The sequence below is a fragment of the Streptomyces sp. NPDC093568 genome, assembly GCF_044764945.1.
GTDB lineage: Bacteria > Actinomycetota > Actinomycetes > Streptomycetales > Streptomycetaceae > Streptomyces.
Genome location: NZ_JBIWJD010000012.1, coordinates 106,400 through 132,305, shown reverse-complemented (window position 1 = coordinate 132,305; position 25,906 = coordinate 106,400). Strand labels below are relative to the sequence as shown.

General features: G+C 71.0%; 24 protein-coding genes. 12 read left to right on the top strand and 12 right to left on the bottom strand.

Annotated features, from left to right (window positions below):
• Positions 1–4: 4 nt before the first annotated feature.
• Positions 5–1,156, bottom strand: coding sequence for an NADH-quinone oxidoreductase subunit D (locus tag ACIRD7_RS36045; RefSeq protein WP_403460066.1), 1,152 nt, complete (start codon positions 1,154–1,156; stop codon positions 5–7).
• Between the two features lie 31 nt (positions 1,157–1,187).
• Here ACIRD7_RS36045 and ACIRD7_RS36040 point away from each other — a divergent pair, with 31 nt between their 5' ends.
• Both ACIRD7_RS36040 and ACIRD7_RS36035 read left to right on the top strand, forming a co-directional pair.
• The gene (locus ACIRD7_RS36040) at positions 1,188–1,706 is read left to right on the top strand and encodes a PH domain-containing protein (protein WP_403460064.1); all 519 of its coding nucleotides are present in this window, start codon (positions 1,188–1,190) and stop codon (positions 1,704–1,706) included.
• Entirely contained in the window at positions 1,703–3,037 is a 1,335-nt protein-coding gene (locus tag ACIRD7_RS36035; protein ID WP_403460063.1) for a PH domain-containing protein, read from the top strand. The genes ACIRD7_RS36040 and ACIRD7_RS36035 overlap by 4 nt, the downstream gene beginning before the upstream one ends.
• A 48-nt stretch (positions 3,038–3,085) precedes the next feature.
• On the opposite strand, the gene ACIRD7_RS36030 is transcribed toward ACIRD7_RS36035, so the two are convergent.
• Together ACIRD7_RS36030 and ACIRD7_RS36025 are read right to left on the bottom strand one after the other, a co-directional pair.
• Positions 3,086–4,486, bottom strand: coding sequence for a hypothetical protein (locus ACIRD7_RS36030; protein ID WP_403460128.1), 1,401 nt, complete (start codon positions 4,484–4,486; stop codon positions 3,086–3,088).
• A 219-nt stretch (positions 4,487–4,705) separates the two neighbouring features.
• Positions 4,706–5,836, bottom strand: coding sequence for an alpha/beta hydrolase (locus ACIRD7_RS36025; protein ID WP_403460062.1), 1,131 nt, complete (start codon positions 5,834–5,836; stop codon positions 4,706–4,708).
• 251 nt (positions 5,837–6,087) lie between these two features.
• On the opposite strand from ACIRD7_RS36025, the gene ACIRD7_RS36020 reads away from it, so the two are divergent.
• The 6 genes from ACIRD7_RS36020 to ACIRD7_RS35995 all read left to right on the top strand — a co-directional run bounded on the left by ACIRD7_RS36020 (position 6,088) and on the right by ACIRD7_RS35995 (position 11,145).
• Complete coding sequence (locus ACIRD7_RS36020; RefSeq protein WP_403460061.1) at positions 6,088–7,920, top strand: phosphatidylglycerol lysyltransferase domain-containing protein; 1,833 nt, start codon at positions 6,088–6,090, stop codon at positions 7,918–7,920.
• Positions 7,921–8,023: 103 nt separating this feature from the next.
• Positions 8,024–8,884, top strand: a complete 861-nt coding sequence (gene folP / locus ACIRD7_RS36015; RefSeq protein WP_403460060.1) for a dihydropteroate synthase — start codon at positions 8,024–8,026, stop codon at positions 8,882–8,884.
• Positions 8,881–9,384, top strand: a complete 504-nt coding sequence (locus tag ACIRD7_RS36010; protein WP_403460059.1) for a nuclear transport factor 2 family protein — start codon at positions 8,881–8,883, stop codon at positions 9,382–9,384. The genes folP and ACIRD7_RS36010 overlap by 4 nt, the downstream gene beginning before the upstream one ends.
• Before the next feature lie 247 nt (positions 9,385–9,631).
• On the top strand, positions 9,632–9,991 hold the full coding sequence (folB, locus tag ACIRD7_RS36005) for a dihydroneopterin aldolase (protein ID WP_403460058.1): 360 nt from the start codon (positions 9,632–9,634) through the stop codon (positions 9,989–9,991).
• Complete coding sequence (folK, locus tag ACIRD7_RS36000; protein WP_403460056.1) at positions 9,988–10,599, top strand: 2-amino-4-hydroxy-6-hydroxymethyldihydropteridine diphosphokinase; 612 nt, start codon at positions 9,988–9,990, stop codon at positions 10,597–10,599. Before folB ends, folK begins: the two co-directional genes overlap by 4 nt.
• Positions 10,600–10,656: 57 nt before the next feature.
• Complete coding sequence (locus tag ACIRD7_RS35995) at positions 10,657–11,145, top strand: DUF3180 domain-containing protein (RefSeq protein ID WP_403460055.1); 489 nt, start codon at positions 10,657–10,659, stop codon at positions 11,143–11,145.
• A 10-nt stretch (positions 11,146–11,155) separates the two neighbouring features.
• Here ACIRD7_RS35995 and ACIRD7_RS35990 read toward each other — a convergent pair whose 3' ends face one another.
• The 7 genes from ACIRD7_RS35990 to dacB all read right to left on the bottom strand — a co-directional run bounded on the left by ACIRD7_RS35990 (position 11,156) and on the right by dacB (position 19,840).
• Positions 11,156–12,010, bottom strand: a complete 855-nt coding sequence (locus ACIRD7_RS35990) for a hypothetical protein (RefSeq protein ID WP_403460054.1) — start codon at positions 12,008–12,010, stop codon at positions 11,156–11,158.
• Positions 12,011–12,078: 68 nt separating this feature from the next.
• On the bottom strand, positions 12,079–12,684 hold the full coding sequence (folE, locus tag ACIRD7_RS35985) for a GTP cyclohydrolase I FolE (protein ID WP_403460053.1): 606 nt from the start codon (positions 12,682–12,684) through the stop codon (positions 12,079–12,081).
• Between the two features lie 146 nt (positions 12,685–12,830).
• Positions 12,831–14,870 carry an ATP-dependent zinc metalloprotease FtsH gene (gene ftsH / locus ACIRD7_RS35980; protein WP_403460127.1) on the bottom strand — a complete coding sequence of 680 codons (2,040 nt, stop codon included), beginning with the start codon at positions 14,868–14,870 and terminating at the stop codon, positions 12,831–12,833.
• Positions 14,871–15,053: 183 nt separating this feature from the next.
• Complete coding sequence (gene hpt, locus ACIRD7_RS35975; RefSeq protein ID WP_403460126.1) at positions 15,054–15,614, bottom strand: hypoxanthine phosphoribosyltransferase; 561 nt, start codon at positions 15,612–15,614, stop codon at positions 15,054–15,056.
• Positions 15,615–15,685: 71 nt separating this feature from the next.
• Complete coding sequence (gene tilS, locus ACIRD7_RS35970) at positions 15,686–16,852, bottom strand: tRNA lysidine(34) synthetase TilS (protein WP_403460051.1); 1,167 nt, start codon at positions 16,850–16,852, stop codon at positions 15,686–15,688.
• 211 nt (positions 16,853–17,063) lie between these two features.
• On the bottom strand, positions 17,064–18,188 hold the full coding sequence (locus ACIRD7_RS35965) for a zinc-dependent metalloprotease (protein WP_403460050.1): 1,125 nt from the start codon (positions 18,186–18,188) through the stop codon (positions 17,064–17,066).
• Between the two features lie 62 nt (positions 18,189–18,250).
• Positions 18,251–19,840 carry a D-alanyl-D-alanine carboxypeptidase/D-alanyl-D-alanine-endopeptidase gene (gene dacB, locus ACIRD7_RS35960; RefSeq protein WP_403460049.1) on the bottom strand — a complete coding sequence of 530 codons (1,590 nt, stop codon included), beginning with the start codon at positions 19,838–19,840 and terminating at the stop codon, positions 18,251–18,253.
• Between the two features lie 124 nt (positions 19,841–19,964).
• Between dacB and ACIRD7_RS35955 the strand changes: the two genes are divergently transcribed.
• Together ACIRD7_RS35955 and ACIRD7_RS35950 are read left to right on the top strand one after the other, a co-directional pair.
• Positions 19,965–20,456: an inorganic diphosphatase gene (locus tag ACIRD7_RS35955; RefSeq protein WP_351615513.1), complete on the top strand. Its 492-nt coding sequence runs from the start codon at positions 19,965–19,967 to the stop codon at positions 20,454–20,456.
• Positions 20,457–20,571: 115 nt separating this feature from the next.
• On the top strand, positions 20,572–22,200 hold the full coding sequence (locus ACIRD7_RS35950; protein WP_403460048.1) for a threonine/serine exporter ThrE family protein: 1,629 nt from the start codon (positions 20,572–20,574) through the stop codon (positions 22,198–22,200).
• Positions 22,201–22,252: 52 nt separating this feature from the next.
• Here the strand turns inward: ACIRD7_RS35950 and ACIRD7_RS35945 are convergent, their stop codons facing one another.
• Positions 22,253–23,173: a DedA family protein gene (locus ACIRD7_RS35945; protein WP_403460046.1), complete on the bottom strand. Its 921-nt coding sequence runs from the start codon at positions 23,171–23,173 to the stop codon at positions 22,253–22,255.
• A gap of 137 nt (positions 23,174–23,310) precedes the next feature.
• Between ACIRD7_RS35945 and ACIRD7_RS35940 the strand changes: the two genes are divergently transcribed.
• Positions 23,311–23,676 carry a YbjQ family protein gene (locus ACIRD7_RS35940; RefSeq protein ID WP_403460045.1) on the top strand — a complete coding sequence of 122 codons (366 nt, stop codon included), beginning with the start codon at positions 23,311–23,313 and terminating at the stop codon, positions 23,674–23,676.
• Between the two features lie 28 nt (positions 23,677–23,704).
• On the opposite strand, the gene ACIRD7_RS35935 is transcribed toward ACIRD7_RS35940, so the two are convergent.
• Positions 23,705–24,466, bottom strand: a complete 762-nt coding sequence (locus ACIRD7_RS35935; RefSeq protein WP_403460044.1) for a MerR family transcriptional regulator — start codon at positions 24,464–24,466, stop codon at positions 23,705–23,707.
• A gap of 126 nt (positions 24,467–24,592) precedes the next feature.
• Between ACIRD7_RS35935 and ACIRD7_RS35930 the strand changes: the two genes are divergently transcribed.
• Positions 24,593–25,876, top strand: a complete 1,284-nt coding sequence (locus ACIRD7_RS35930; protein WP_403460043.1) for an ion channel protein — start codon at positions 24,593–24,595, stop codon at positions 25,874–25,876.
• The last annotated feature ends 30 nt before the right edge of the window (positions 25,877–25,906 follow it).

Below are 25,906 nucleotides of genomic sequence, written 5' to 3'. Positions count from 1 at the left end.
CCGCCTACTTGTCGATGTCCCCCACCACGAAGAACATCGACCCCAGGATCGCCACCATGTCCGCGACCAGCGTGCCCGGCAGCAGCTCGACCAGGGCCTGGATGTTGTTGTACGACGCCGAGCGCAGCTTCAACCGGTACGGGGTCTTCTCGCCCTTGCTCACGAGGTAGTAGCCGTTGATGCCGAGCGGATTCTCGGTCCACGCGTAGGTGTGGCCCTCGGGGGCCTTCAGCACCTTGGGCAGCCGCTGGTTGATCGGCCCCGGCGGCAGCTCGGCGAGCCGGTCGAGGCAGGCGTCGGCGAGATCGAGGGCGTTGTGCGTCTGCTCCAGCAGGCACTCGAACCGGGCGAGGCAGTCACCCTCCTCGCGGGTCACCACCCGCAGCACGTCGCTCAGCTCGCCGTAGGCGAGATACGGCTCGTCGCGGCGCAGGTCGAAGTCCACGCCCGAGGCGCGCGCGATCGGCCCGCTCACGCCGTACGCGTGCACGGCCTCCGGCGTGAGGGCGCCCACGCCCCGCGTGCGCCCCCGGAAGATCTCGTTGCCGAGGACGAGGTCGTCGAACCGGTCCATGCGGGAGCGCACGTCGGCGACGGCGGTCCGCGCGCGCGTGGTCCAGCCGGACGGCAGGTCCTCCTTCAGGCCGCCGACCCGGTTGAACATGTAGTGCATCCGCCCGCCGGAGACCTCCTCCATCACGTGCTGGAGTTCCTCGCGCTCGGTGAAGGCGTAGAAGATCGGCGTGATCCCGCCCAGCTCCAGCGGATACGACCCCAGGAACATCAGGTGGTTGAGCACCCGGTTGAGCTCCGCGAGCAGGGTCCGCGTCCACACGGCCCGCTCGGGCACCTCCATGCCGAGCATGCGCTCGACGGCGAGGACGACGCCCAGCTCGTTGGAGAAGGCCGACAGCCAGTCGTGGCGGTTGGCGAGCATGATGATCTGGCGGTAGTCGCGGGCCTCGAAGAGCTTCTCCGCGCCCCGGTGCATATAGCCGATCACGGGCTCCGCGCGCGTGATGCGCTCGCCGTCGAGGACGAGCTTCAGACGCAGCACGCCATGCGTCGACGGGTGCTGGGGCCCGATGTTGAGCACCATGTCGGTGCTCTCCGCGGCGCCGCCGATGCCGACCATGGTCTCCGTCGTAGGAGTCATGGACACAGTCTCTCCTACGTACGCTGGCCTCATGGAGACGGGGAGCCCGGAGAACACGGGTACGGCGGGGGACCAGCGGGCGGGGGACGGACCGGAGTGGACCGGGCTGCCACCGGGTCTGCTCCGCATGCGCCGACTGTTGCTGGTGGTGTGGCTGGGCCTGCTGACGATCGGCCTGGCCCTGCTGCTGGGCCTGCTCGCCGGACCCACCTGGACGGCCTTCGCGCTCCTGCCCCCGGCGGTGATGGCGTGGGGCTGGGTGATGCTCGGCCGTAACTGGGCCTCGTGGCGCTACGCCGAGCGCGCCGACGACCTGCTGATCAGCCGGGGCGTGCTGTGGCGCGAGGAGACGGTGGTGCCCTACGGCCGCATGCAGCTGGTCGAGGTCACCTCCGGGCCCGTGGAGCGGCACTTCGGCCTGGCCAGCGTGCAGCTGCACACGGCGGCCGCCGCGACCGACGCCACCATCCCGGGCCTGGACCCGGCCGAGGCGGAACGGCTGCGCGACCGGCTCACCGAGCTCGGCGAGGCCCGATCGGCGGGCCTGTGACCACTCCGGGCGTCGACGACGCCGTACGCGAGCTGCGCCCCGTGACCGAACGCCGCCTGCACCCCGTCACCCCGCTCAGGCGGGCCTGGGCACCGGTGGCCGTGCTGATCGGCTGGGCGGTGCACGACCCGGACCAGGCGCAGCGCCAGCTCACCCGGCTGACCACGACCACCCTCCTCATCGCCCTCGCCGTACTGCTCCCCGCGGCCGCCCTGTACGGCTTTCTCACCTGGTGGTTCACGCACTTCGCGGTGACGGACAGCGAACTGCGCATCCGTACGGGCCTGTTGTTCCGCCGCACGGCGCACATCCGGCTGGAGCGCATCCAGGCCATCGACGTCACCCAGCCGCTGCTCGCGCGCGTGGCCGGGGTGGCGAAGCTCAAACTGGACGTCGTCGGCACGGACAAGAAGGACGAACTGGCCTTCCTGGGCGCGGAGGAGGCCCGCACACTGCGCGCCGAACTCCTCGCCCGCGCCGCCGGTTTCGCCCCCGAGACGGCCCACGAGATAGGCGAGGCCCCCTCCCAGCAGCTCCTGAGCGTGCCCCCGGCGGTCCTGGCCACCTCCCTCGTGCTCACCGGCGCGACCTGGGGAACCCTGGCCGCCGCCGTCGCCGTACCGACGATCCTCTGGCTGGTCACCCAGAGCGCGTGGACGGTGCTGGCCACCGCGATTCCCCTGGTCGGCGCGGCGGGGGCGAGCACTGTGGGGCGTTTCGTCACCGAGTACGACTGGACGGTGGGCGAGTCCCAGGACGGCCTGCGCATCGACCACGGCCTGCTCGACCGCGCCCACGAGACGGTGCCGCCGGGCCGGGTGCAGACGGTGCGGATCGTCGAACCGCTCCTGTGGCGGCGGCGCGGCTGGGTGCGGGTGGAGCTGGACGTGGCCGGCTCGTCCAACTCCCTGCTGCTCCCGGTCGCCCCGCGCGAGGTCGCCGAGTCGGTCATAGCCCGCGTGCTGCCCGGGGTGACCGTCCCGAGCCGGTCGTCCCTGTCCCGCCCGCCGCGCCGAGCGGCTCGCTGTGTGCCCCTGTGGTGGCGCGGTTACGGCCTCACCGTCACGGACGCGGTGTTCGCCGCCCGGATCGGCCTCTTCCGTCGCAGCCTGGCCCTCGTCCCGCACGCGAAGGTCCAGAGTGTACGGCTTGCTCAGGGCCCCTGGAAGCGCCTGTGGCGCGTCGCCGACGTCCACGTGGACACGGGGGCCAACAAGACCGTCACGGCCCGTCTGAGGGACGCAGAGGAGGCGGCGGAGCTGCTGCGGGCGCAGGCGGAGCGGTCGCGGACGGGACGCCGGGACGCGCTCCCGGACCGCTGGATGGCGTGACCGTACGCGGCGCCCGGCACGGGCGCCGGGCGGCCTCGCGGGCCTCCGTCAGGAAACCGCGCTCCGCAGCCCCTGCACGTCGATCTGTTCCGTCTCGTCGTGCGCCGTCAGGTCGATGACCTGACCGACGCCCCGGGACTCCTCGTCCGCCGGCTTGAACTGGGCCTCGGACTCCGCCTTGTGCAGGGCGAGGGCCTCCTGGCCGACGACGTCGGCGAGGTCCTCGTTCTGGACGGCCTCCAACGCGGAGGGCGCCGCCCCCTGCTTGGTGCCGAAGAAGTCGAAGCCGCCCTCGACGGCCGGGCGCCGCACGGGCGCGGCCGGCGCGACGGCCACCGCGGTCGGGGCGATGAAGTGACCCGCGGGCCGCTGGGCCGGAGGCAGGGCGGGCCGCGCCGTGGCGACCGCGCCGGCCGGGGTGACGGCGGCCGCGCGCTCATGCCCGTCGGCCGCCTCGGACTTCCCCTGCGGGTCGTCCTCCAGGGTGGTGCCGGTCTCGGACGCGCCGGTTCCCTCCGCCTCGGCGGCATCGGAAGGGTCCTTCACCGGCTCACCGCCGGAGGGTCCGTCGCCCTTCGGGGGCTGGTTGTTGGGCGGCTCGTCTTTTGGGGCTTCGCTCTTCGGGGCGTCGCTCGCGGAGGGTTCGCTCTTCGGGGCGTCGCTCGCGGAGGGTTCGCTCGTCGAGACGTCGCTCTTCGGAGCCTCGTTCTTCAGCGCGTCGGCGCCCTTGAGGGACGCGTCCTTCGCCGCCTCGTCCTTGACCGCGCCGCCCTCGACCGCCTCGCCCTCGGCCGGTTCACCGTCCTCGTCGAACCGCGCCAACGCCGCCTGCGCCCGCAGGAACAGCCGGGAACCCTCGGGCGAGAAGACCCCCGTGGTCTCCTCGGCGCCCTCGACGGCAGCCGTCTCCACGGCCTCCGCTTCCGCCTCGGCCTCGTCCCCGGCGACTTCCGCCACGGCCGGGGCAGCCACAGCCCCCGCCTCCTCGTCGGCCGCGCTCTCGACCGCCCCCGGCGGCAACGCGCGCGCGGGCGTGGTCGCCTCTATCTCCAGGACCCGGCGCTCCTCCAGGACGCTCGCCCGCTCGGTCTCCGCCGTGGCGTACCGCCGCAGCAGCGACGCGTGCTCGTTGCGCAGCCCCGCGAGCTCCGCCCGCTTGCCCCGCAGCCGCTGCTCCAGCTTCATCCGCAGCTCGCGCGACTCCTCGAGGTCGGTCTCCAGTTCGGCGACCCGCTCCTCGTGCCGCCACTCGTCGCTCGCCCGCGCGCGCGTGAGGTCGGCGACCTGCTTGCCGGCCTGCGTGTCCCAGCGGCGCATGACGACCGCGCCGATGACCGCCGTCGCCGCGGCGGCCGCGGCGAGGCCGCGCAACGCCATGGGCTCGGTGAACACCCAGGGGGCGAGCGCACAGACGACGGACACGCCAGCGATCGCCGACGGCGGCAGCATCCTGTGCAAGGGCGGGGAATGGCGGTGACGTCCACGTGGCATGGCCAGAAACTTACCGCGCGTAGGCGAATCTTGGAGCCCCGCCCCGTAAAAAGACAGCCATCCCCGGCCGTTCACATGGCAACAGCAATCAGAACCGCCACCGAATTGCGCGAGAACCAAGATCACAAAGCCTCTCCCGCAGGCCGGCCCCCACCCCGGTTCGCGCTCCGCCCCCGCTCAGCCCCCGCTCAGGCGGCCACTCAACCGCCCGCTCATCCACTCCAGCGTCGCCGGAATCTCGCGCCGCCAGGTGTTGAAGTTGTGCCCTCCGCTTTCGAGGATGATCGAGGAGATCCGCGTCGCCCCGTTCGCCTTCACGCGCGCAATGAACTTCAACGTGTCCTTGTAGTTGGATTCTCCAACTTTGCTGCTGCTGACGAGCAGTGAAGTGTCCGGAGCGGGCATGTGCTTGAGGTACCACCACAGGTTCGCGCGATTGCGCAGTTCCTCGTCGCCCTGGAAGAGATCACCGGTCGTGGCGTCGATCGGCGCCTTGTAGTACGCGGAAAGCCCCGCCCCGGCGGCGTACACCCCGGGGTGGTGCAGGGCGAGCTTCAACGCGCAGTAGCCGCCGGTCGAGTCGCCGATGACGCCCCAGCCGCCGGCCCCGCCGCGCACCCTGTAGTGGCCGCTCACGGCGTCGGGCAGGTCGGACGCGAAGAACGTCTCGGTCTGCGGGCCCCGGGGGATGTCCACGCACTCCGTGTCCCGCGGCGGCGCCACGGTCGGCCGCATCATCACCAGGATCATCGGCTCCATACGGCCCTCGGCGGCGAGCCTCGCGGCCGTACGCGGATAGTCGAGCTTGTCCACCAGTGCCTGGGCCGTACCCGGGTAGCCCGTCAGGACCACGGCCGCGGGGAACGTACGCGTGCGGTACCGCGGCTGAAAGTATTCGGGCGGCAGATAGACGTACGCGGGTGTCGCGATGTGCGACTTACGGCCCACGAGCCGGATCTTCTGTACCTGCCCGCCCACCTGGGGCCGGGCGCTCGCGGCCCCCGGCACCCGCCGGCTGTCGACGACCTTCAGGGGCCCGTCACCGGGCGTGTGGTCCACGACGACTCCCTGGTCGTCCTCCTGCCCGAACAGGTCGGCCCAGCTGGCGTAGAACCCGAAGGCCTGGTTGGCGAGCAGGCCGACCGCCGCGAAGAGCGTCAACTGCGTGGCGAGCAGCAGCCCGACGCGCCCGGCGACGGCCCGCGGCCCCCGCCGGGCCAGCCGTGGCCACAGCCACACCGTGCCGACGAACAGCCCGACCGCGGCCGCGACCGCCAGCGTCAGCACCTTGTCGCTCGTGAGACCCATCGATGGTTACCTGCCCGCGCTTTCCGTCCGGACCGCGCGGGCACCCGCCCCCGCGTTCTCCCCTGCACCTTCGCGAGGGCTTGCCCCGGACTTTCCTTGGCCTTTGAAACGGTTTTGGAGAGCTGAGTGAACCTCTCCCCTCAAGACACCGTCCTAGAGGGCGCAATGTCGCCGGATGCCCGAATCGGCACCGGATCCAAGGTCTCTCGCAGAACTAATGGGATGCGATGTCTGTCAGGACAGATGTGGAAATGTCGGGCAAGGTTCCTCAACGATCGACCCAGGTGGGGCATCTGTCGAGCCGCGTGCGGTACGTGCTGCGCGGGCCGCGTCCCGAGGCCGTTCCCGTCCTCCTCGGCAGAGCCTGCGCCCTGGTCGGCCTGCTGGACGTCGCCGCCGGCGTCTTCCCGCGCTTCCGGCACAGCCGTATGCACGCCATCGCCGAGGTACTGCCGGGCGCGATGAGCCCGTTCGCGGCGGCGCTCTCGCTCAGCGCCGGCATGCTGTTGCTGCTGCTCGCGCACGGCCTCAAGCGCGGCAAGCGCAGGGCCTGGCGCGCGGCGGTCGTCCTGCTGCCGGCCGGAGCGGTGGCGCAGTTCACCTACCGCCACTCCGTCATCGGCGTCCTCATCTCCCTCGCGCTGCTCGCACCCCTGCTGCGCCACCGCGACCAGTTCGCGGCCCTGCCCGACCCGCGCAGCCGCTGGCGCGCGCTGGCCAACTTCGTCCTCATGGGCGCCGGTTCGCTCGCCCTCGGACTGGTCATCGTCAGCGCCCACCCGAAGACCCTGGTCGGCGACCCGAGCCTGGCCGACCGCATCACCCACGTCCTGTACGGCCTGTTCGGCTTCGAGGGCCCGGTCGACTACCAGGGCAACACCTCCTGGACGGTCGCCTTCTCCCTCGGCGCCCTCGGCCTGCTCACCGCCGTCACCACCATCTACCTGGCCTTCCGCCCCGAACACCCCGCCGCGGCCCTGACCGAGGACGACGAGGCCCGGCTGCGCGCCCTGCTGGACAAGCACGGCGGCCGCGACTCCCTCGGCCACTTCGCGCTGCGCCGCGACAAGGCGGTCGTCTTCTCCCCCAGCGGCAAGGCCGCCGTCACCTACCGCGTCGTCTCCGGCGTGATGCTCGCCAGCGGCGACCCCATCGGCGACGTCGAGGCCTGGCCCGGCGCCATCGAGCGCTTCATGGACGAGGCCAAGGCCCACTCCTGGACCCCCGCCGTCATGGGCTGCTCCGAGACCGGCGCCGAGGTGTGGACCCGCGAGACCGGCCTCGACGCCCTCGAACTGGGCGACGAGGCGGTGGTGGACGTCCCGGATTTCTCCCTCACCGGCCGCGCGATGCGCAATGTGCGACAGATGGTCAAGCGCATCGAGCGCGCCGGTTACGAGACCCGGGTACGGCGCGTCCGTGACCTCGGCGAGTTGGAACTGGAGCGCATCCGGCAGGCCGCCGAGGACTGGCGCGGCACCGACACCGAGCGCGGCTTCTCCATGGCGCTCGGCCGCGTCGGCGACCCCGCCGACGGCGACTGTCTGATCGCCACCGCCCACAAGGCCGACGACGAACCGGGTCCGTACGGCGACCTCAAGGCGATCCTCCACTTCGTGCCCTGGGGCACCGACGGGGTCTCCCTCGACCTGATGCGCCGCGACCGCGCGGCCGACCCCGGCATGAACGAACTGCTGATCGTGGCCGCCCTCCAGGCCGCCCCGAAGTTCGACATCGCGCGCGTGTCCCTCAACTTCGCGATGTTCCGCTCGGCGCTGGCCCGCGGCGAGAAGATCGGCGCCGGACCGGTGCTGCGCGCGTGGCGGGGCCTGCTGGTGTTCCTCTCCCGCTGGTTCCAGATCGAGTCCCTGTACAAGTTCAACGCCAAGTTCCAGCCCCGCTGGGAGCCCCGCTTCGTGGTCTACCGCGCCTCCGCCGACCTGCCCCGCCTCGGCATCGCCGCCATGCAGGCGGAGGGCTTCGTGAACCTGGCCCTGCCCCTGCCGCGCTTCCTGCGCCGCCGCACGGCCACCCCGCGCCCCTGCGCGCACCGGGTGGTGGAGCGCGACGTCCAGGCGGCGTGAGGCCGCCGCCCCAGACCGGCCCGAGCGGCAGCCCACCCACCCCCCTGGGCTGCCGCTCGGGCCGCGGCACGTCCCGGCCCCTGCTTGGGCCTAGGCTGAACGTATGAGCAAGCAGAGCGGACGCGGGCGTGTCGCGGGCCTTCCGGGGTGGGACCGGTGCGCGGTCATGGGAGTCGTGAACGTGACCCCCGACTCCTTCTCTGACGGCGGCCGCTGGTTCGACACCACATCCGCCGTCAAGCACGGCCTCGCCCTCGTCGAGGAGGGCGCCGACCTCGTCGACGTCGGCGGCGAGTCCACCCGCCCCGGCGCCTCGCGGGTCGACGAGGACGAGGAGCTGCGCCGCGTCGTCCCCGTCGTGCGCGGCCTCGCCTCCGAGGGCGTCACGGTCTCCGTCGACACCATGCGCGCCACCGTCGCCGAGCAGGCCCTCGCCGCCGGCGCCGCCCTCGTCAACGACGTCAGCGGCGGCCTCGCCGACCCCGCGATGATCCCGGTCGTCGCCGACGCCGGCGCGCCCTTCGTCGTCATGCACTGGCGCGGCTTCCTGGAGGGCGCGAACGTCAAGGGCGTGTACGACGACGTCGTCACCGAGGTCGTCGACGAACTCCGCGCGCGCGTGGAGGCCGTACTGGAGGGCGGCATCGCCCCCGACCGCGTCGTCGTCGACCCCGGCCTCGGCTTCTCCAAGGACGCCGAGCACGATCTCGTGCTGCTCGCCCACCTCGACCGACTGCTCACCCTCGGCCACCCGCTCCTCGTCGCCGCCTCCCGCAAGCGGTTCCTCGGCCGGGTCCTCGCCGGCCCCGAGGGCGCGCCGCCGCCCGCCCGGGAGCGCGACGCCGCCACGGCCGCCGTCTCCGCGCTCGCGGCGCACGCCGGCGCGTGGGCGGTGCGCGTGCACGAGGTGCGCGCCACGGCGGACGCGGTGCGCGTCGCACGCGCCGTCGAAGGAGCCCGGTGAGCGCCCCCCACACCGACGTCGAACAGGTGGAGGCGGCCAACACCGCCTTCTACGAGGCCGTGGAGCGCGGCGACTTCGAAACGGTGTCCTCGCTCTGGCTCACCCCGTCCGACCTCGGCGTCGACGAGACCTACCACGACCCGGCCGACGCCGGCGTGATCTCCTGTGTGCACCCCGGCTGGCCGGTACTCACCGGACGCGGCGAGGTCCTGCGGTCGTACGCCCTGATCATGGCGAACACCGACTACATCCAGTTCTTCCTCACCGACGTACACGTCTCCGTCACCGGCGACACCGCCCTGGTGACCTGCACCGAGAACATCCTCAGCGGCGGCCCGGCGCCCGACGCCGGCGAGGAGCTCGGCCCGCTCGTGGGCCAGCTCGTGGTCGCCACGAACGTGTTCCGGCGCACACCCGAGGGCTGGAAGATGTGGTCGCACCACGCCTCGCCGGTTCTGGCCGAAAACGACGAGGACGACAACGACGAGACCCCGTCCTGAGTGGGTAGGCGCTCCATAGGGACCAACAAGTGGTTGGAATCACCTGGGTGCGGGTAGGGGCGGCTACCAACCCGTGAGCCGCCGGATTCCCCAGGGGAAACACACGATGAATCCTGCCGGCCCAGGGCCGGGCCACGCCCCCGTGACCCGGCCCTGTCCGTGCCCGCAGGTAGATTCGTTCGAGGCCGGTGTGCCGCCCGCACACGGCACCGACCGGCCGTCACCGACGATTGCAGGAGTGATTCGCGTGGATCGTGTCGCGCTGCGCGGCCTGAAGGCCCGCGGGTACCACGGTGTGTTCCCCGAGGAACGCAGGGAGGGCCAGACCTTCGTCGTGGACCTCGTCCTGGGCCTGGACACCCGGCCTGCCGCCGCCGACGACGACCTGGCGAAGACCGTGCACTACGGCATCGTGGCGGAGGAGGTCGTGGCCGTCGTCGAGGGCGAACCGGTCAACCTCATCGAGACCCTCGCCGAGCGCGTCGCCCAGGCCTGTCTGAAGCACGAAGGGGTCCAGGAGGTCGAGGTCACCGTCCACAAACCGGACGCGCCCATCACCGTCCCCTTCGACGACGTGACCGTCACCATCACCCGGAGCCGAGTATGACTGCACCCTTCATCAAGGGTCCCAGCGACCCGACCGTACAGCCGGTACCCGCCTCCGTCGTCGACCAGGTCGACGCCGCCGACACCACCCTCCACAACCCCAAACGCGCCGTCATCTCCCTCGGCGCCAACCTCGGCAACCGCCTGGAGACCCTCCAGGGCGCCATCGACGCGCTGGAGGACACCCCGGGCGTGCGCATCAAGGCGGTCTCCCCCGTCTACGAGACCGAGCCGTGGGGCGTCGAGCCGGGCAGCCAGCCCACCTACTTCAACGCGATCGTGGTCCTCAAGACCACGCTCCCCCCGTCCTCCCTCCTGGAGCGGGCACACGCCGTCGAGGAGGCCTTCCACCGGATCCGCGACGAACGCTGGGGCGCGCGCACCCTCGACGTCGACATCGTCGCCTACGCCGATGTCGTCTCCGACGACCCGCAGCTCACCCTCCCCCACCCGCGCGCCCACGAGCGGGCCTTCGTCCTCGCCCCCTGGCACGACCTGGAGCCCGAGGCCCAGTTGCCGGGCCGCGGCGCGGTCGCCGACCTGCTCGGCACGGTCACCCGGGAGGGCGTGGCGCCGCGCGCCGACCTGGAACTCCAGCTGCCCGAATAGTCGTTAAGGTCAAGACGACCACCATCCGCGGGCACCCGGGGGAGCTGAAAGAACACCGTGAGAGAGCTGCGCATCAGGACACTGGCAGGCGTGTTCATCGTGGCCGGAGTCCTGTCGTGGGCGGGCGCCCGCCTCTGGAACTCCATCGGGACCCTGCCCAGCGTCCCCCTGGCCGCCCCGATCGTCCTGGCGGTCATCGCCGTGGTCCTGCTGGCCACGGCGCTCTCCATCCGCGCCCGCCTCAAGGCCCAGCGCGAGCGCCGCCCCGAGGCCAAGGGCGTCGACCCGCTGATGGCCGCCCGCGCGGTGGTCTTCGGCCAGGCCAGCGCACTGGTAGCCGCCCTGGTCGCCGGCATGTACGGCGGCACGGGCGTCTTCCTCCTGGAGTCCCTCGACATCCCCGCCCGCCGCGACCAGGCCATCTACGCCGGCTTCTCGGTCCTGGCCGCCCTCGGCGTGATAGCGGCGGCCATCTTCCTGGAGCGCGTGTGCAAGCTCCCGGAGGACGACGAACACAATGGCGCGGGGGCGGCGCCTACGGTGTGACAGCGCCGGGTCACCAGGGCAGGCGGGCAAGGTGTCCGTTGACCAGGAAGCCCCGGTGCGGGTCCAGGCGGTAGCTGTAGAGGGTGAACGGGAGTGCTGCCCGTGGAGTGACCCTCGCGCCCACCACTTGCGCCAGCTCCGAAAGGAACGGCGCGTTGCCGCTGACCAGCAGACGTCCGGACCACGTCTTGGGACGGAATCCATCTCCGTCCGTGTAGCCGTCCAGAAAGCCTTCGAACGTTTCCCTGTCCCGAAGGACAACCCGCGGAAATCGCTGCCGCATGTGGTGCGCGTCTCCGCCCACGTACTGCCTCATCAAGTCGGCCAGATACGACGACACCACACGTACACGAAAGCCCGGAGCATCCCGCTGGAGGTAACCGGAAGGCCGCGTCACCGCCTCCAGCCGGGCCGGCAGCCCGGTGGCGGCGGTGAGACAGGCCGCAAAGCGCGCGGCGAACACCTCGTCGTTGACCACCAGGGACACGTAGTTCTTGCCGACCGTCCCGTCCGCGCAGTTGGCCCCGATCAGGTAGCCCAGCTCATAGCCCGGCTTGATGATCAACCGTGTGCGACACAACTTCCGCGCCGGCGTCCACGCGAGCACCGTGCCCGTGGCATCCCTCGCGTGAACCCACCCGTCGGGCGTGCCGAGCATCTGGTCGGGTGCCACCGTGAACGTCACATGATCGGTCACGACGTCGACCACCTCGCACACCCGGACGGTGGCGACCGCCACGACCGTGGTCTGGATCGTGCGCTCCCCATCCAGCGTCCAGAGTCGGCAGCCCACTGGGACATTCCGCGCCTGCAGGCGGCCGTCAACCGCGTTCACCGTCTGCTTGCTGGGCAGCCCGTACCCCACCGCAATCCCCCTTGATCAGCGATCGGCCCACTGATCAAAGACGGTATCGGGCACCACCGACAATCAGGTCAACGCGCCAGTATCAGGCTCATTGCCTCGGCGCGGGTCGTAGAGTCACGAAGCTGGCCGCGCACCGCCGACGTCGTGGTCTTGGCGCCGGGCTTACGAATACCGCGCACCGACATGCACATGTGCTCGGCCTCAATGACGACGATCACGCCCCGGGCCTCGAGGATCTTCATGAGGGAGTCGGCAACCTGCGTCGTAAGTCGTTCCTGCACCTGCAGCCGACGGGCGAAAACCTCGACAAGCCGCGCGAGCTTCGACAGGCCCGTAATCTTGCCGCTTTCTGCCGGAATATACCCAATGTGGGCTACGCCGTGGAATGGCAGCATGTGATGCTCGCACAAGGATACGATTTCAATGTCCTTCACCAGGACCATCTCGTCGTGCCCGATGTCGAACGTGGTCGTCAGAACATCCTCAGGCTGCTGCGTGTGTCCCGCCAAGAGCTCTCGATACGCCCGCGCCACCCGCCCCGGCGTCTCCCTGAGCCCTTCGCGGTCCGGGTCCTCCCCGACCGCGATCAGCAGTTCGCGTACGGCGTTCTCGGCGCGCTTCTCGTCGAACTCGCCGATGCTGCCCTCGCCGTCCAGCGTCACGGGGTCGGTCATGTGGTGCCTCGTTCCTTTGCGGGTGGCGCGTGTGGGTCACGCGTCTGAACTGCGGGCATACGAAAGCGCCGCGCCCCCCAGGCTAAAACCAGGGGGGCACGGCATCCATTCCGGGCCCGGTGCGAACCGCACCGGGTGGAGCGAGGTCAGCTCTCGGGGCGCTCCTCGGGAGCCGGCTCGGCCGCCGGGGCCGGCTCCGTCACCGTCGACTTGGCGGTGCTGATCGCCGGCGTCGCGCCGTTGGCGCCGTTCGTCAGTGCGAGCTCCTTCGGGGAGAGCACCGGCGGACGGGTGGACGGCGTACGGCGGGAGGACCCGGTCCAGGCGGGCCGGGGCGGGCGCTTGACGATGGGGGCGAAGATCTCGGCGATCTCCTCCTTGCCCAGCGTCTCCCGCTCCAGCAGCTGAAGCACCAGGTTGTCGAGGACGTCGCGGTTCTCGACCAGGATCTCCCAGGCCTCGTTGTGCGCGTTCTCGATGAGCTTCTTGACTTCCTCGTCCACCAGCGCGGCGACCTCTTCCGAGTAGTCGCGCTGGTGAGCCATCTCACGTCCGAGGAACGGCTCGGTGTTGTCGCCGCCGAACTTGATGGCGCCGAGACGCTCGGTCATGCCGTACTGCGTGACCATCGCGCGGGCCGTGGTGGTGGCCTTCTCGATGTCGTTCGCGGCACCCGTGGTCGGGTCGTGGAAGACGAGTTCCTCGGCCGCACGGCCGCCCAGCATGTAGGCCAGCTGGTCCAGCATCTCGTTGCGGGTGGTGGAGTACTTGTCCTCGTCCGGCAGGACCATCGTGTAGCCGAGGGCGCGGCCTCTGGACAGGATCGTGATCTTGTGGACCGGGTCGGAGTTAGGGGAGGCCGCCGCGACCAGGGCGTGTCCGCCCTCGTGGTACGCGGTGATCTTCTTCTCCTTGTCCGACATGATCCGGGTCCGCTTCTGCGGGCCCGCCACGACGCGGTCGATCGCCTCGTCCAGCATCTGGTTGTCGATGAGCTTCTTGTCCGAGCGGGCCGTCAGCAGCGCCGCCTCGTTCAGCACGTTCGACAGGTCCGCGCCCGTGAAGCCGGGCGTACGGCGGGCGACCGCCGACAGGTCGACGTCCGGGGCGACCGGCTTGCCCTTCTGGTGGACCTTGAGGATCTCCAGGCGGCCCTGCATGTCCGGGCGGTCGACCGCGATCTGGCGGTCGAAGCGGCCGGGGCGCAGGAGGGCCGGGTCGAGGATGTCGGGCCGGTTCGTCGCGGCGATGAGGATCACGCCGCCCTTGACGTCGAAGCCGTCCATCTCGACGAGGAGCTGGTTCAGGGTCTGCTCGCGCTCGTCGTGACCGCCGCCGAGGCCGGCGCCGCGGTGGCGGCCGACCGCGTCGATCTCGTCGACGAAGACGATCGCGGGGGCGTTGGCCTTGGCCTGCTCGAACAGGTCCCGGACTCGGGAGGCACCGACACCGACGAACATCTCGACGAAGTCGGAACCGGAGATCGAGTAGAAGGGGACACCGGCCTCGCCGGCGACGGCGCGCGCAAGGAGCGTCTTACCGGTACCAGGAGGCCCGTAGAGCAGGACGCCCTTGGGGATCTTGGCCCCGACGGCCTGGAACTTGGCCGGCTCCTGGAGGAACTCCTTGATCTCCTGGAGCTCCTCGACGGCCTCGTCCGAGCCGGCGACGTCCGAGAACGTCGTCTTCGGGGTGTCCTTGGTGATGAGCTTCGCCTTGGACTTGCCGAAGTTCATGACCCGGGAGCCGCCGCCCTGCATCTGATTCATCAGGAACAGGAAGACGACCACGATGAGGACGAAGGGAAGCAGGGAGAGCAGGATCCCGACGAAGGGGTTCTGCTTGGACGGCGAAACGGTGTAGCCGTCCGGGATCTGCTTGTCCTGGTACTTGTTCTGCAGCGTGTTGGCGATGGTCACGCCTTGGTCGCCGATGTAGCTCGCCTGGATCTTGTCGGCGTCCTCGACCTTGACGCCGTCCTTGAGCTGGACCTTGATGATCTGCTCGTCGCCGGTGGTGAGCTTGGCCGACTCGACCTTGTTGTCATTGATCGCCTGGACGACCTGGCCGGTGTCCACCGTCTTGTAGCCGCCGGACGAGCCGACGACCTGCATCAACACGACCACGGCAAGGACGGCCAGCACGATCCACATGACCGGCCCACGGAAGTATCGCTTCACGTCCATCCATACGGAGCGGTGCCGCCCCGTCCCTCCTGCCATAGTGAGTTTGATAAGACAGTTCTTCTGACGGTACCCCAGCTTTGTCGCGCGTAGCCGCACGGGACGGCTGGCAAGCCCGTCTGCATGCTCCAACGGCGCGAGGCCCGCCGGGGTTCCCGATCGTCCTACAAAGACGGCTCTTGTGGCTCAGCCGCCGTAGACGTGGGGCGCGAGCGTACCGACGAACGGGAGGTTGCGGTACTTCTCGGCGTAGTCGAGGCCGTAGCCGACGACGAACTCGTTGGGGATGTCGAAGCCGACCCACTCGACGTCGATGGCGACCTTGGCGGCGTCCGGCTTGCGAAGCAGGGTGCACACCTTCAGCGACTCGGGCTCGCGCGAGCCGAGGTTGGACAGCAGCCACGACAGGGTCAGGCCCGAGTCGATGATGTCCTCGACGATCAGGACGTGCCTGCCCTTGATGTCGGTGTCGAGGTCCTTGAGGATCCGCACCACGCCGGAGGACTGGGTGCCCGCGCCGTACGACGACACGGCCATCCAGTCCATGGTGACGGGGGTGGACAGCGCCCGGGCGAGGTCGGCCATGACCATCACCGCGCCCTTGAGGACGCCGACGATGAGCAGGTCCTTGCCCTCGTACTCCGCGTCGATCTTCGCGGCCAGCTCGGCCAGCTTCGCGTCGATCTCTTCCTTGGTGATGAGCACCTGCTGGAGGTCGGCACCCATGTCTTTCGCGTCCACCCGCATCACTTTCGGTCGGTCGTCCCGCATATTCGGCTCACCGGCCCCTCCGCGGCGTGCATGCGAGGGGCCGGGATTCAGTCCTGCCGAATCACCAGTCTGCCACCCTGGCGCTGGGCGACGACTTTGCCCGGGAGATTGATGGCTCCCTGGCCGCGCCAGCCGGTGATCAGACGGTCGACTTCCTCGATGTGGCGGGCGAACAGCGAGCCGGCGGGCGCCCCGGCCTCGATGGCGGCGCGGCGCAGGATCCGGCGGCGGACGGCGGGCGGCAGCGCGTACAGCTTGGCGCACTCCAGCAGGCCGGTGGCGTCGCGTACGGCGGCCTCGGCCTGGCTGGCCCAGGCGTCGAGGGCGTCGGCGTCGTCGCGGGAGAGCTGGGCCGTGCGGGCGAGGGCCTCGACGACGCCCTTGCCGAGCGCCTTCTCCAGGGCGGGCAGGCCTTCCTGGCGCAGGCGGGAGCGGGTGTACGCGGGATCGGAGTTGTGGGGGTCGTCCCAGACCGGCAGGGACTGGACCATGCAGGCCTTGCGGGCGGTCTGCCGGTCCAGTTGGAGGAAGGGGCGGCGGTAGCGGCCGCCGGCCCCCGAGACCGCGGCCATTCCGGACAGGGAGCGGATGCCGGAGCCGCGGGCGAGGCCGAGCAGGACGGTCTCGGCCTGGTCGTCGCGGGTGTGGCCGAGCAGGACGGCGGCGGCGCCGTGCCGTTCGGCGGCGTCGTCGAGCGCGGCGTAGCGGGCGTCGCGGGCGGCGGCCTCGGGTCCGCCGAGGCGGCCGACGTTCACGGCGATGGACTCGACCGGGTCCAGGCCGAGTTCGCGCAGGCGCTGGGCGACTTCCTCGGCGCGCAGGTCGGAGCCGGGCTGGAGGCCGTGGTCGACGGTGACGCCGCCGGCGCGCAGGCCGAGCTTGCGGGCCTCGAACGCGAGGGCGGAGGCGAGGGCCATGGAGTCGGCGCCGCCGGAGCACGCCACGAGCACGAGCGGGGAGGGGGGCCGCTCGTGCGGGGCAGCGCGCGGGGGCTCCTGCGCGGTCGGGCCGGGGAGCTCGTACGACGGTGCGAGCGCCGTGTCGTGGGCGGCGCGGGGGGCGCCGGCCCAGGGCAGGGGCGGCGTCAGGAGCGCGGTCGCGCGCGGGCCGCTCGGCGCGGGGACGTCGGTGGTGCGGCTGTGTTCGGTGAGGAGGTCGTGGAGGACGCGGCGAACCGCCAGGCGTATCGCCGCGACCGCAGGATGGGGACCCATGTCCGGTTCCCTTCATGAAGTTTTCGGGGGGTGAACCCGAGCTCGGTCACTCAGAGTGTGTAGATGGTGACAGAACCGGGCCGTTCCCCGAGCATTGCACGCCTACCCATGGCTCACGGTCCCTCGGACGGGTGATTGCGGGGGCGTTCGCCTGCCGTCGGCCGGATTCGGTTCACGACCTTCGTATGAGATGCACGACTCGGCGCGTGTTTCACGACTCCGCCTTGCGATGCACCCGTGCGATCCAGTCCGCCGGTTTGGCGATCTCCGACTTGGTGGGGAGGGTGTTCGGGGACGTCCAGACGCGGTTGAAGCCGTCCATGCCGACCTGGTCCACGACCGACCGGACGAACCGCTCGCCGTCGCGGTACTGCCTGAGTTTGGCGTCGAGGCCCAGCAGTTTGCGCAGGGCCATGTCCAGCCGGGAGGCGCCCTTGGCGCGCCGCTGCTGGAACTTCTCGCGGATCTCGGCGACGGAGGGCACGACGGCCGGGCCGACGCCGTCCATCACGAAGTCGGCGTGGCCCTCCAGCAGGGACATCACCGCGGTGAGGCGGCCGAGGATCTCGCGCTGGGCGGGGGTCTGCACCAGCTCGACGAAGGATCGCCCGCCGTCGTCCTCCTCGGCCTCGGGCCGGCCGCCCGAGAGGGACTGGGCCGCTTCGCGGATGCGCTCCAGGACGGTCATGGGGTCGACGTCGGTCTCTCCCAAGAAAGACTGGATTTCGCCCTCGAGGTGGTCGCGCAGCCAGGGCACCGCGCTGAACTGGGTGCGGTGCGTCTCCTCGTGCAGGCACACCCACAGGCGGAAGTCGTGGGGCTGTACGTCGAGTTCGCGCTCCACGTGCACGATGTTCGGGGCGACGAGCAGGAGGCGGCCGCCGCCGTTCTCGCCCGCCGGGAGTTCGCGGGTGGCGGGGGCGAAGGTCTCGTACTGGCCGAGGACGCGGGAGGCGAGGAAGGACAGCAGCATTCCCAGTTCGACGCCGGTGACCTTGCCGCCGACGGCGCCGAGGACCGCGCCGCCGGGGCTGCCGGTGCGCCGCTCCTGCATCTTGTCGAGCAGGGGCTTGAGGATCTCGCGGAAGCCGGCGACGTTCGCGCGGACCCAGCCGGGGCGGTCGACGACGAGGACGGGGGTGTCGTGGATGTCGTCCGTGCCCATACGGGTGAAGCCCCGGACGTGTTCCTCCGAGGCCTTGGCGTGTCGGCGCAGCTCGGCGACGACGGACCTGGCCTCGTCGCGGCTCACCTCGGGGCCCGGGCGTACGAGCCGGGTCGCGGTCGCCACCGCGAGATTCCAGTCGACCATCTCGGCACCACCGATGCTCGTCATGTGTCAACCGTACGTGAGCGTTCCCACTTGGGGCAGGCCGTGGCGGTTCGCGATGCCCGGGGTCAGCCGCAGCCGCATGCCGCGAGTGCGGTCGCCGTTCGGTCCAGGGCCGACTGGACCGACCCCGGATCCGCCGTACTCGTGCTCAGGAACGCGAAGGCGAGGAGCCGGCCGTCCTGGTCGACGACCGTGCCGGCCAGGGCGTTCACGCCCGTGAGGGTGCCGGTCTTGGCTCGTACGATGCCGGCCGCGCCGTCGGTGTAGCGGGTGCTCAGGGTGCCGGTGAAGCCGGCCACCGGCAGGCCGGTCAGGGTCGCGCGCAGTTCGGGGTGGGCGGGGTCGGCGGCCTTGGCGAGGAGGGCGGTGAGCAGGTCGGCCGTGAGCTTGTCCTCGCGGTTGAGGCCGCTGCCGTCCTTGAAGGTCACGCCGGACACCGGCAGTCCGAGCTTCTTCAGCCGGGCCTTGATCGCCTCGCCCGCGCCGTCGAAGTCGGCGCGCGCGCCGCTCGCCACGGCGGTCTGGCGGGCGAGGTGCTCGGCGATGTCGTTGTCGCTGTTGGTGAGCATGCGCTCGACGAGGGCGGAGAGCGGCGGTGAGGAGACCTGGGCGAGCGACTCGGCCCGGTTGGTCGCCTTCGACGGGCCGGGCGCGGTCGTCTTGATGCCGTGGTCGGCGAGGAGGTCGGCGAACTGGGCCGCCGCGTCCTTGGCCGGGTCCTCCTTCCGCTTCACCGGTCCGCTGGTGGAGTCGTTCGTGCGGGCCTCGTCGACCGTGAGGGCGCTGACCGCGGCGAGGTTGGGGTTCTTCCCGATGGGGTGCAGTTCGGGTCCGGCGTAGAGCGTCTTGTCGTACGAAAGGGTGACCTCGCGTACGCCTCGCTCGGCCAGTGCCTCGGCCGTGCGGTCCGCGAGTTCGCGCAGGCCGGCCCAGCCTTCGGTGTCCTTGCGGGCCGTGAGCGTGGGGTCGCCGCCGCCGACGAGGACGAGTTCGTTCGTGTCGGGTTCGAGGGCGGTGCGGGTGATGAGGCGGTGGTCGGGGCCCAGGGCCGCGAGGGCGGCCGCGGCGGTGGCGATCTTCGTGGTGGAGGCGGGGGTGAGGGCCTGGCCGGCGCCGTCGCCGTACAGGCGCTTGCCGCTGGCCACGTCCACGATCGCCGCCGACTTGGCGCCGAGCACCGGGTCGGCCAGGAGCGGGCCGACGAGGTCGGCGACGGCCTTGCCGTTCGGGGCCGCGTTCACGGCGCCGGTGCCGCCGCCCAGGCCGGTCAGGACGGAGGCGGCGCTGGGGGCGGGGCGGGGCCCGCCGGCGGCCGCGTCCGCGGAATCGGACGTATCGGTATCACGGCCGTGATCTGCGCCACCCGTGACCTCCAGGGCAACCGCCCGGTCGCGCTCGGCCGTACGCTGACCGGTGGAGTCCCAGGGGCCGGCGACGGTCACCACTCCGGCGGCCAGCGCCAGTCCGGCGGTGGCGGCGCCCGCGGTGTACTGCCAGGTCTTCGGCTTGCGTGTCCGCGCGGCCTGCGGTGAGACGGCTCGCGAGAGCCGCGCGACCCGTGGTTTCGCGGCCGTCACGACGCGGGCGAGACGTGGGCGTACGGCCTCCGCGGCCCGTGCCAGACGCGGTCGAACGGCGCCCGCGACCCGCGTCACATGCGGTCTCGCGGCTCGCCACGGCCTCAGCTCCGGCACTACCACCAGCCCCTTTCGCGATCACACACCTGCGTGAGGGACACTTAACCACCAGAACTATGTGTTGATCATGGAGGAGCCACCGGTGGAGTTCGACGTCACGATCGAGATCCCGAAGGGTTCGCGGAACAAGTACGAGGTGGACCACGAGACCGGTCGGATCCGCCTGGACCGTCGACTCTTCACCTCGACCAGCTACCCGGCCGACTACGGCTTCGTCGAGAACACCCTCGGCGAGGACGGCGACCCGCTGGACGCGCTGGTCATCCTGGAGGAGCCGACCTTCCCGGGCTGCCTCATCAAGTGCCGCGCCATCGGCATGTTCCGGATGACGGACGAGGCCGGCGGCGACGACAAGCTGCTGTGCGTCCCGGCGTCCGACCCGCGCGTGGAGCACCTGCGCGACATCCACCACGTGTCGGAGTTCGACCGCCTGGAGATCCAGCACTTCTTCGAGGTCTACAAGGACCTGGAGCCCGGCAAGTCCGTCGAGGGCGCCGACTGGGTGGGCCGTACCGAGGCCGAGGCCGAGATCGAGCGGTCCTACAAGCGCTTCAAGGACCAGGGCGGCCACTGAGCATCCCCTGGCTTGTGCCAAGTGAACGGGCTGTACGCATGCGCGTGCAGCCCGTTCGCGTGTCTGTGCGCATACTGAGTGCGGCAGGAGGTGTCGTACAAGGAGTGCTACGCAGGTGACGGAAGCGGAGGACCGCAAGCCGCAGTCGGACGAGGCGAGGATGGCTTTCACCCCGCCCGCCGGGATCGAGGTCGGGGACAGCGAGTCGGAGACCACGTCGGAGTTCGCCCTCCCCACGGGGCTGGATGCGCCGCATCCGCCGACCGCGGAACCGGAGGGCTCGGCGTTCAGCACGCCCAGCCTGTACGGCGGCCCGGACGCCCTGGCGTTCACGCCCCCCAACGGCATACCGCAGGTCAGCCTCACCAAGGACCTGCCCTGGCAGGACCGGATGCGCACGATGCTGCGCATGCCGGTGGCCGAGCGGCCCGCTCCGGAGCGGATGCCCCGGGCGGAGGAGGAGGGTCCGGCCGTCCCGCGCGTGCTCGACCTGACCCTGCGTATCGGCGAGCTGCTGCTGGCGGGCGGTGAGGGCGCGGAGGACGTCGAGGCGGCGATGTTCGCGGTGTGCCGGTCCTACGGCCTGGACCGCTGCGAGCCGAACGTCACCTTCACGCTGCTGTCGATCTCGTACCAGCCCTCGCTGGTGGACGACCCGGTCTCGGCGGCGCGCACGGTGCGGCGGCGCGGCACCGACTACACGCGCCTGGCCGCCGTGTACCGGCTCGTCGACGACCTGAGCGACCCGGAGAGCCACATCTCCCTGGAGGAGGCCTACGGGCGGCTCGCGGAGATCCGCCGCAACCGGCACCCCTACCCGACCTGGGTGCTGACCGGCGCGAGCGGACTGCTGGCGGGCGCGGCCTCCGTGCTGGTCGGTGGTGACGTGATCGTCTTCGTCGCGGCGATGGTGGGCGCGATGCTCGGCGACCGGCTGGCGTGGCTGTGCGCGGGGCGCGGGCTGCCGGAGTTCTACCAGTTCACGGTGGCCGCGATGCCGCCGGCCGCGATAGGGGTCGCGCTGACGCTGGCGCACGTCGATGTGAAGGCGTCCGCGGTCATCACCGGTGGGCTGTTCGCGCTGCTGCCCGGACGGGCGCTGGTGGCGGGCGTGCAGGACGGGCTGACCGGCTTCTACATCACCGCGTCCGCGCGGCTGCTGGAGGTCCTGTACTTCTTCGTCGGCATCGTGGTCGGTGTGCTGGTGATCCTGTACTTCGGGGTCAACCTCGGCGCCAAGCTCAGCCCGGACGCGGTATTGAACGTCTCCGAGCGGCCGTACTGGCAGATCGCCGCGTCGATGCTGCTGTCGCTGACCTTCGCGGTGCTGCTCCAGCAGGAACGATCCACCGTGCTCGCCGTGACCCTCAACGGGGGTGTCGCGTGGGTCGTGTACGGCGCCATGCACTACGCCGGAGAGTTCTCGCCGGTCGCCTCCACGGCTGTCGCGGCGGGGCTGGTGGGCTTGTTCGGGCAGCTGATGGCGCGCTATCGGTTCGCGTCGGCGTTGCCGTACACCACCGCGGCGATCGGACCCCTGTTGCCCGGTTCCGCCACCTACTTCGGGCTGTTGTCGATCGCGCAGAACAACGTCGACAAGGGCCTGGTGTCGCTGGCCACGGCCGCCTCACTCGCCATGGCCATCGCCATCGGGGTGAACCTGGGGTCCGAGATCTCGCGCCTGTTCCTGCGCATCGGCTCCGCCGAGAAGCGCCGAGCGGCGAAGCGGACACGGGGCTTCTGAGCGCTCGGCGGTTCTCATATCGGCCGGGGTGGCCGTCAACGCAACCGGCGTCTCAGTAGCCCTGGTTCGGCGGGTACTGCTGGTTCTGCTGGTCGTAGCCCTGCGGGTACTGCTGGGCGTACGGCTGCTGCGGGGGCTGCTGGCCGTAGTACTGCTGGTCGTAGCCGTACTGCTGGCCGCCCTGGTCGCCGTACTGGTTGCCGTAACTCTGCCGGCCGCCCTGGTCGCCGTACTGATTGCCGTACGGCTGCTGGGGCTGGTCGTCGGACGGGATGCGGCGGAGCTGGGTCGTCGCGTCGTCCATGGGCGGGGCCTGCTGGTGCCGTACCGCGGCCGGGGCCTCGGCAGCCGCCCGCTTCTTCTTGGCGCGCTCCCGCAGGAACTCGATGATGATCGGGACCACGGAGATGAAGACGATCAGGATGAGGATCGCCTCGACGTTGGTCTTGATGAAGTCGATCTGGCCGAGCCAGTAGCCGGCAAGGGTGACGCCGGTGCCCCAGGCGATACCGCCGATGACGTTGTAGGTGAGGAACGTGGCGTACTTCATACGGCCGGCGCCCGCCACGATGGGGGCGAAGGTGCGCACGATCGGCACGAAACGGGCGAGGACGATCGCCTTCGGGCCGTACTTCTCCATGAACTCGTGCGCCTTCTCCAGGTTCTCCTGTTTGAAGAGCTTGGAGTTGGGCCGGTTGAAGAGCTTCGGGCCGAAGAACTTGCCGATCATGTAGCCGACCTGGTCGCCGATGACGGCGGCCAGCACGATGAGCGTGCAGACCAGCCACAGGGGCTGGCTGATGTAGTTCCCCTCCGCCACGAACAGACCCGCCGTGAACAGCAGGGAGTCCCCCGGCAGGAACGCGAAGAGACCGGACTCGGCGAAGACGATCAGCAGGATTCCGGGGAGGCTGAAGGTCTCGATCAGATAGTCCGGGCTGAGCCACTCGGGGCCGAGCGCAAGCGTGGTCACGTGACTGTGGCTCCTGCGGGGAAGGGGCGGGCGGGCTGTGACTGGCGGGTCCAAAATATCAACGCCGCAGTGGCCGCCCAGGTTCCATGGACGCGTTCAGGATGCACTGTGCCCCGGCTGGGACAAAGCTGTGAGCCATGGGCATCGAAGAGTACGGCGGCGGGCAGGGCCCCCGGCCGGACGTTCTGGTGGTGACGACGAACGACGTTCCCGGACACCGGGTCACGGAGGTCGTCGGCGAGGTCTTCGGGCTGACCGTGCGCTCCCGGCACGTCGGCAGTCAGATCGGCGCCGGGCTGAAGTCACTGGTCGGCGGTGAGCTCAAGGGGCTCACCAAGACGCTCGTGGAGACCCGCAACCAGGCCATGGAGCGGCTCGTCGAGCAGGCACGCGCGCGTGGCGCGAACGGCGTGCTGGCGTTCCGCTTCGACGTGACCGAGGCGGCGGACGTGGGCACCGAGGTGTGCGCCTACGGAACCGCGGTGGTCCTGGCCCGGGAGTGACCCGGACGGCCCCTCGCGGGCCAGGAACTCACGAGGTGTGACGGGCGGCGTTCGCCAGGATGGCGTCGCGCAGGTACACGGCGAGGCCGGGGCGGATGCCGTCGTACATCGCGGTGAACCGCGGGTCGGCTACGTACATCTCGCCCAGCCGGGTGTGCATGTCGTGCGAACAGTCGTAGTACGTGCCGTTGATGAAGCGGCGGTGGTCCTCCGCCGTGTCCATCGCCGCCTCGGAGGCGGCCGGTGTGCCGCCGGTCATCAGGTCGGCCATGCGCTGATGGATCGCCTCCATCTCCTCGGTGACGCGCTTCCAGTCCTCCTTGGTGTACGCGGCCGTGCGCTGCTGTGACTGCCGGTAGGCGTCGGTGTCGCCCCAGCGCTCCCGCACCTCGTCCGCGTACTGGTCCGGGTCGTGGTCCCCGAACACCTCGAACTTCTCCTCGGGCGTGAGGTCGAGTCCCATCTTGCGTGCCTCCATGGCCTGTTCCACGGCCGTCGCCATCTTCTGGAGCTTCTCGATCCGGGCGGTCAGCAGTTCGTGCTGCCGGCGCAGGTGCGCGCGCGGGTCCGCGTCCGGGTCGTCGAGCAGGGCGGCGACCTCCTCGAGCGGGAAGCCGAGCTCGCGGTAGAACAGGATCTGCTGCAGCCGGTCGAGGTCGGCGTCGCTGTAGCGCCGGTGGCCCGCGTGGCTGCGCTCGCTGGGCACGAGCAGGCCGATGTCGTCGTAGTGGTGCAGGGTGCGCACCGTCACACCGGCGAAACCGGCGACCTGTCCCACCAAGTAGCTCACTTCCGCTCCCTTCTCGGTACGCCCTCCACGGTGCGTCCTCACGTGGCGTGAGGTGCAAGCCGGGCACCGCCCCCGACTCGGCCCACTCCAGATGAAGCGTCCGTTTTGCCCGCTTATCGTGAGCCCGTGGCCCAGGAAACCGCGCAGCAGCCGCCCCATCCTCCGGCGACCCCGGCGCGCGCGCTGCTGCCGTCGATCCTGCCCGCCGTGGTGATCGGCGTGATGGCGAGCCTGCTGCTCCTGGGCGTGAGCGAGGCGGCGGAGGCGCTCCAGGACGTGCTGTGGGGCGATCTGCCGGACGCCCTGGGGGTGGGGCGCTACTCGGTGCTGTGGATGCTGGTGATGCTCACCGCCACCGGGATCGCGGTGGGCCTGGTGGTGTGGAAGGTGCCGGGGCACGCCGGGCCGGATCCGGCCACCGTCGGCCTGGACGCGCCCGTGCTGCCGGTCTCGGTGCTGCCCGGGCTGGTGCTGGCGACGGGGCTGATGCTGGCGGGCGGGCCGAGTCTGGGCCCGGAGAACCCGATCATCGCGGTGAACGTGGGGCTGGCGTTCTGGCTGGGCCACCGGCTGGCGCCCCGGGCGCCGGGACAGCTGTGGCCGATGCTGGCGGAGGCGGCGACGATCGGCGCGCTGTTCGGGACGCCGGTCGCGGCGGCGCTGCTGCTGTCGGAGGCGCTGGCGACGCGTCAGACCCGGGGCGCGCTGTGGGACAACGTGTTCGCGCCGCTGGTGGCCGCCGCGGCCGGGGCGCTCACCGTCGACCTGGTGTCCGAGCCGTCCTTCGACCTGGGCCTGCCGCCGTTCGGGCACCCCGGCTGGGCGGATCTGCTGGCGGTGGTCGTGGTCGCCTCGGCCGCCGCGGTGCTCGGCATGGCCGCCGTGTACGTCTTCCCGTACGTCCACGGCGTCTTCCGGCGGCTGCGGCACCCGATGGTGGCGCTGCCCGTCGGCGGGTTCCTGCTGGGGCTCCTGGGGGCGCTGGGCGGCCATCTGACGCTCTTCAAGGGGCTGGAGGAGGTCGGGGAGCTGGCGGCCGACCCGGACGGCTGGAGCGCCGGGGAGTTCGCCACGATGACGGTCGTCAAGCTGGCCGCGCTGGTGGTCGCGGCGGCGTGCGGGTTCCGGGGCGGGCGGATCTTCCCGGCCGTCTTCGTCGGTTCCGCGTTCGGCCTGGCCGCGCACGCCCTGGTGCCGGAGGTGCACCCGGCCGTGGGGGTGGCCGCCGGGGTGCTGGGCATGCTGCTGGCGATCACCCGGCAGGGCTGGGTGAGCCTGTTCACCGCCGCCGTCCTGGTCGCCTCGCCCTCGATCATCGCCCTGTTGTGCATCGCCTCGCTGCCGGCCTGGCTGCTGGTGACGGGGCGCCCCCAGATGCAGTTGCGCCCCGACGGAACCTCGGTCCGATGAAACCCGTTCGTGAAGTCAGGAGGCAGGCCC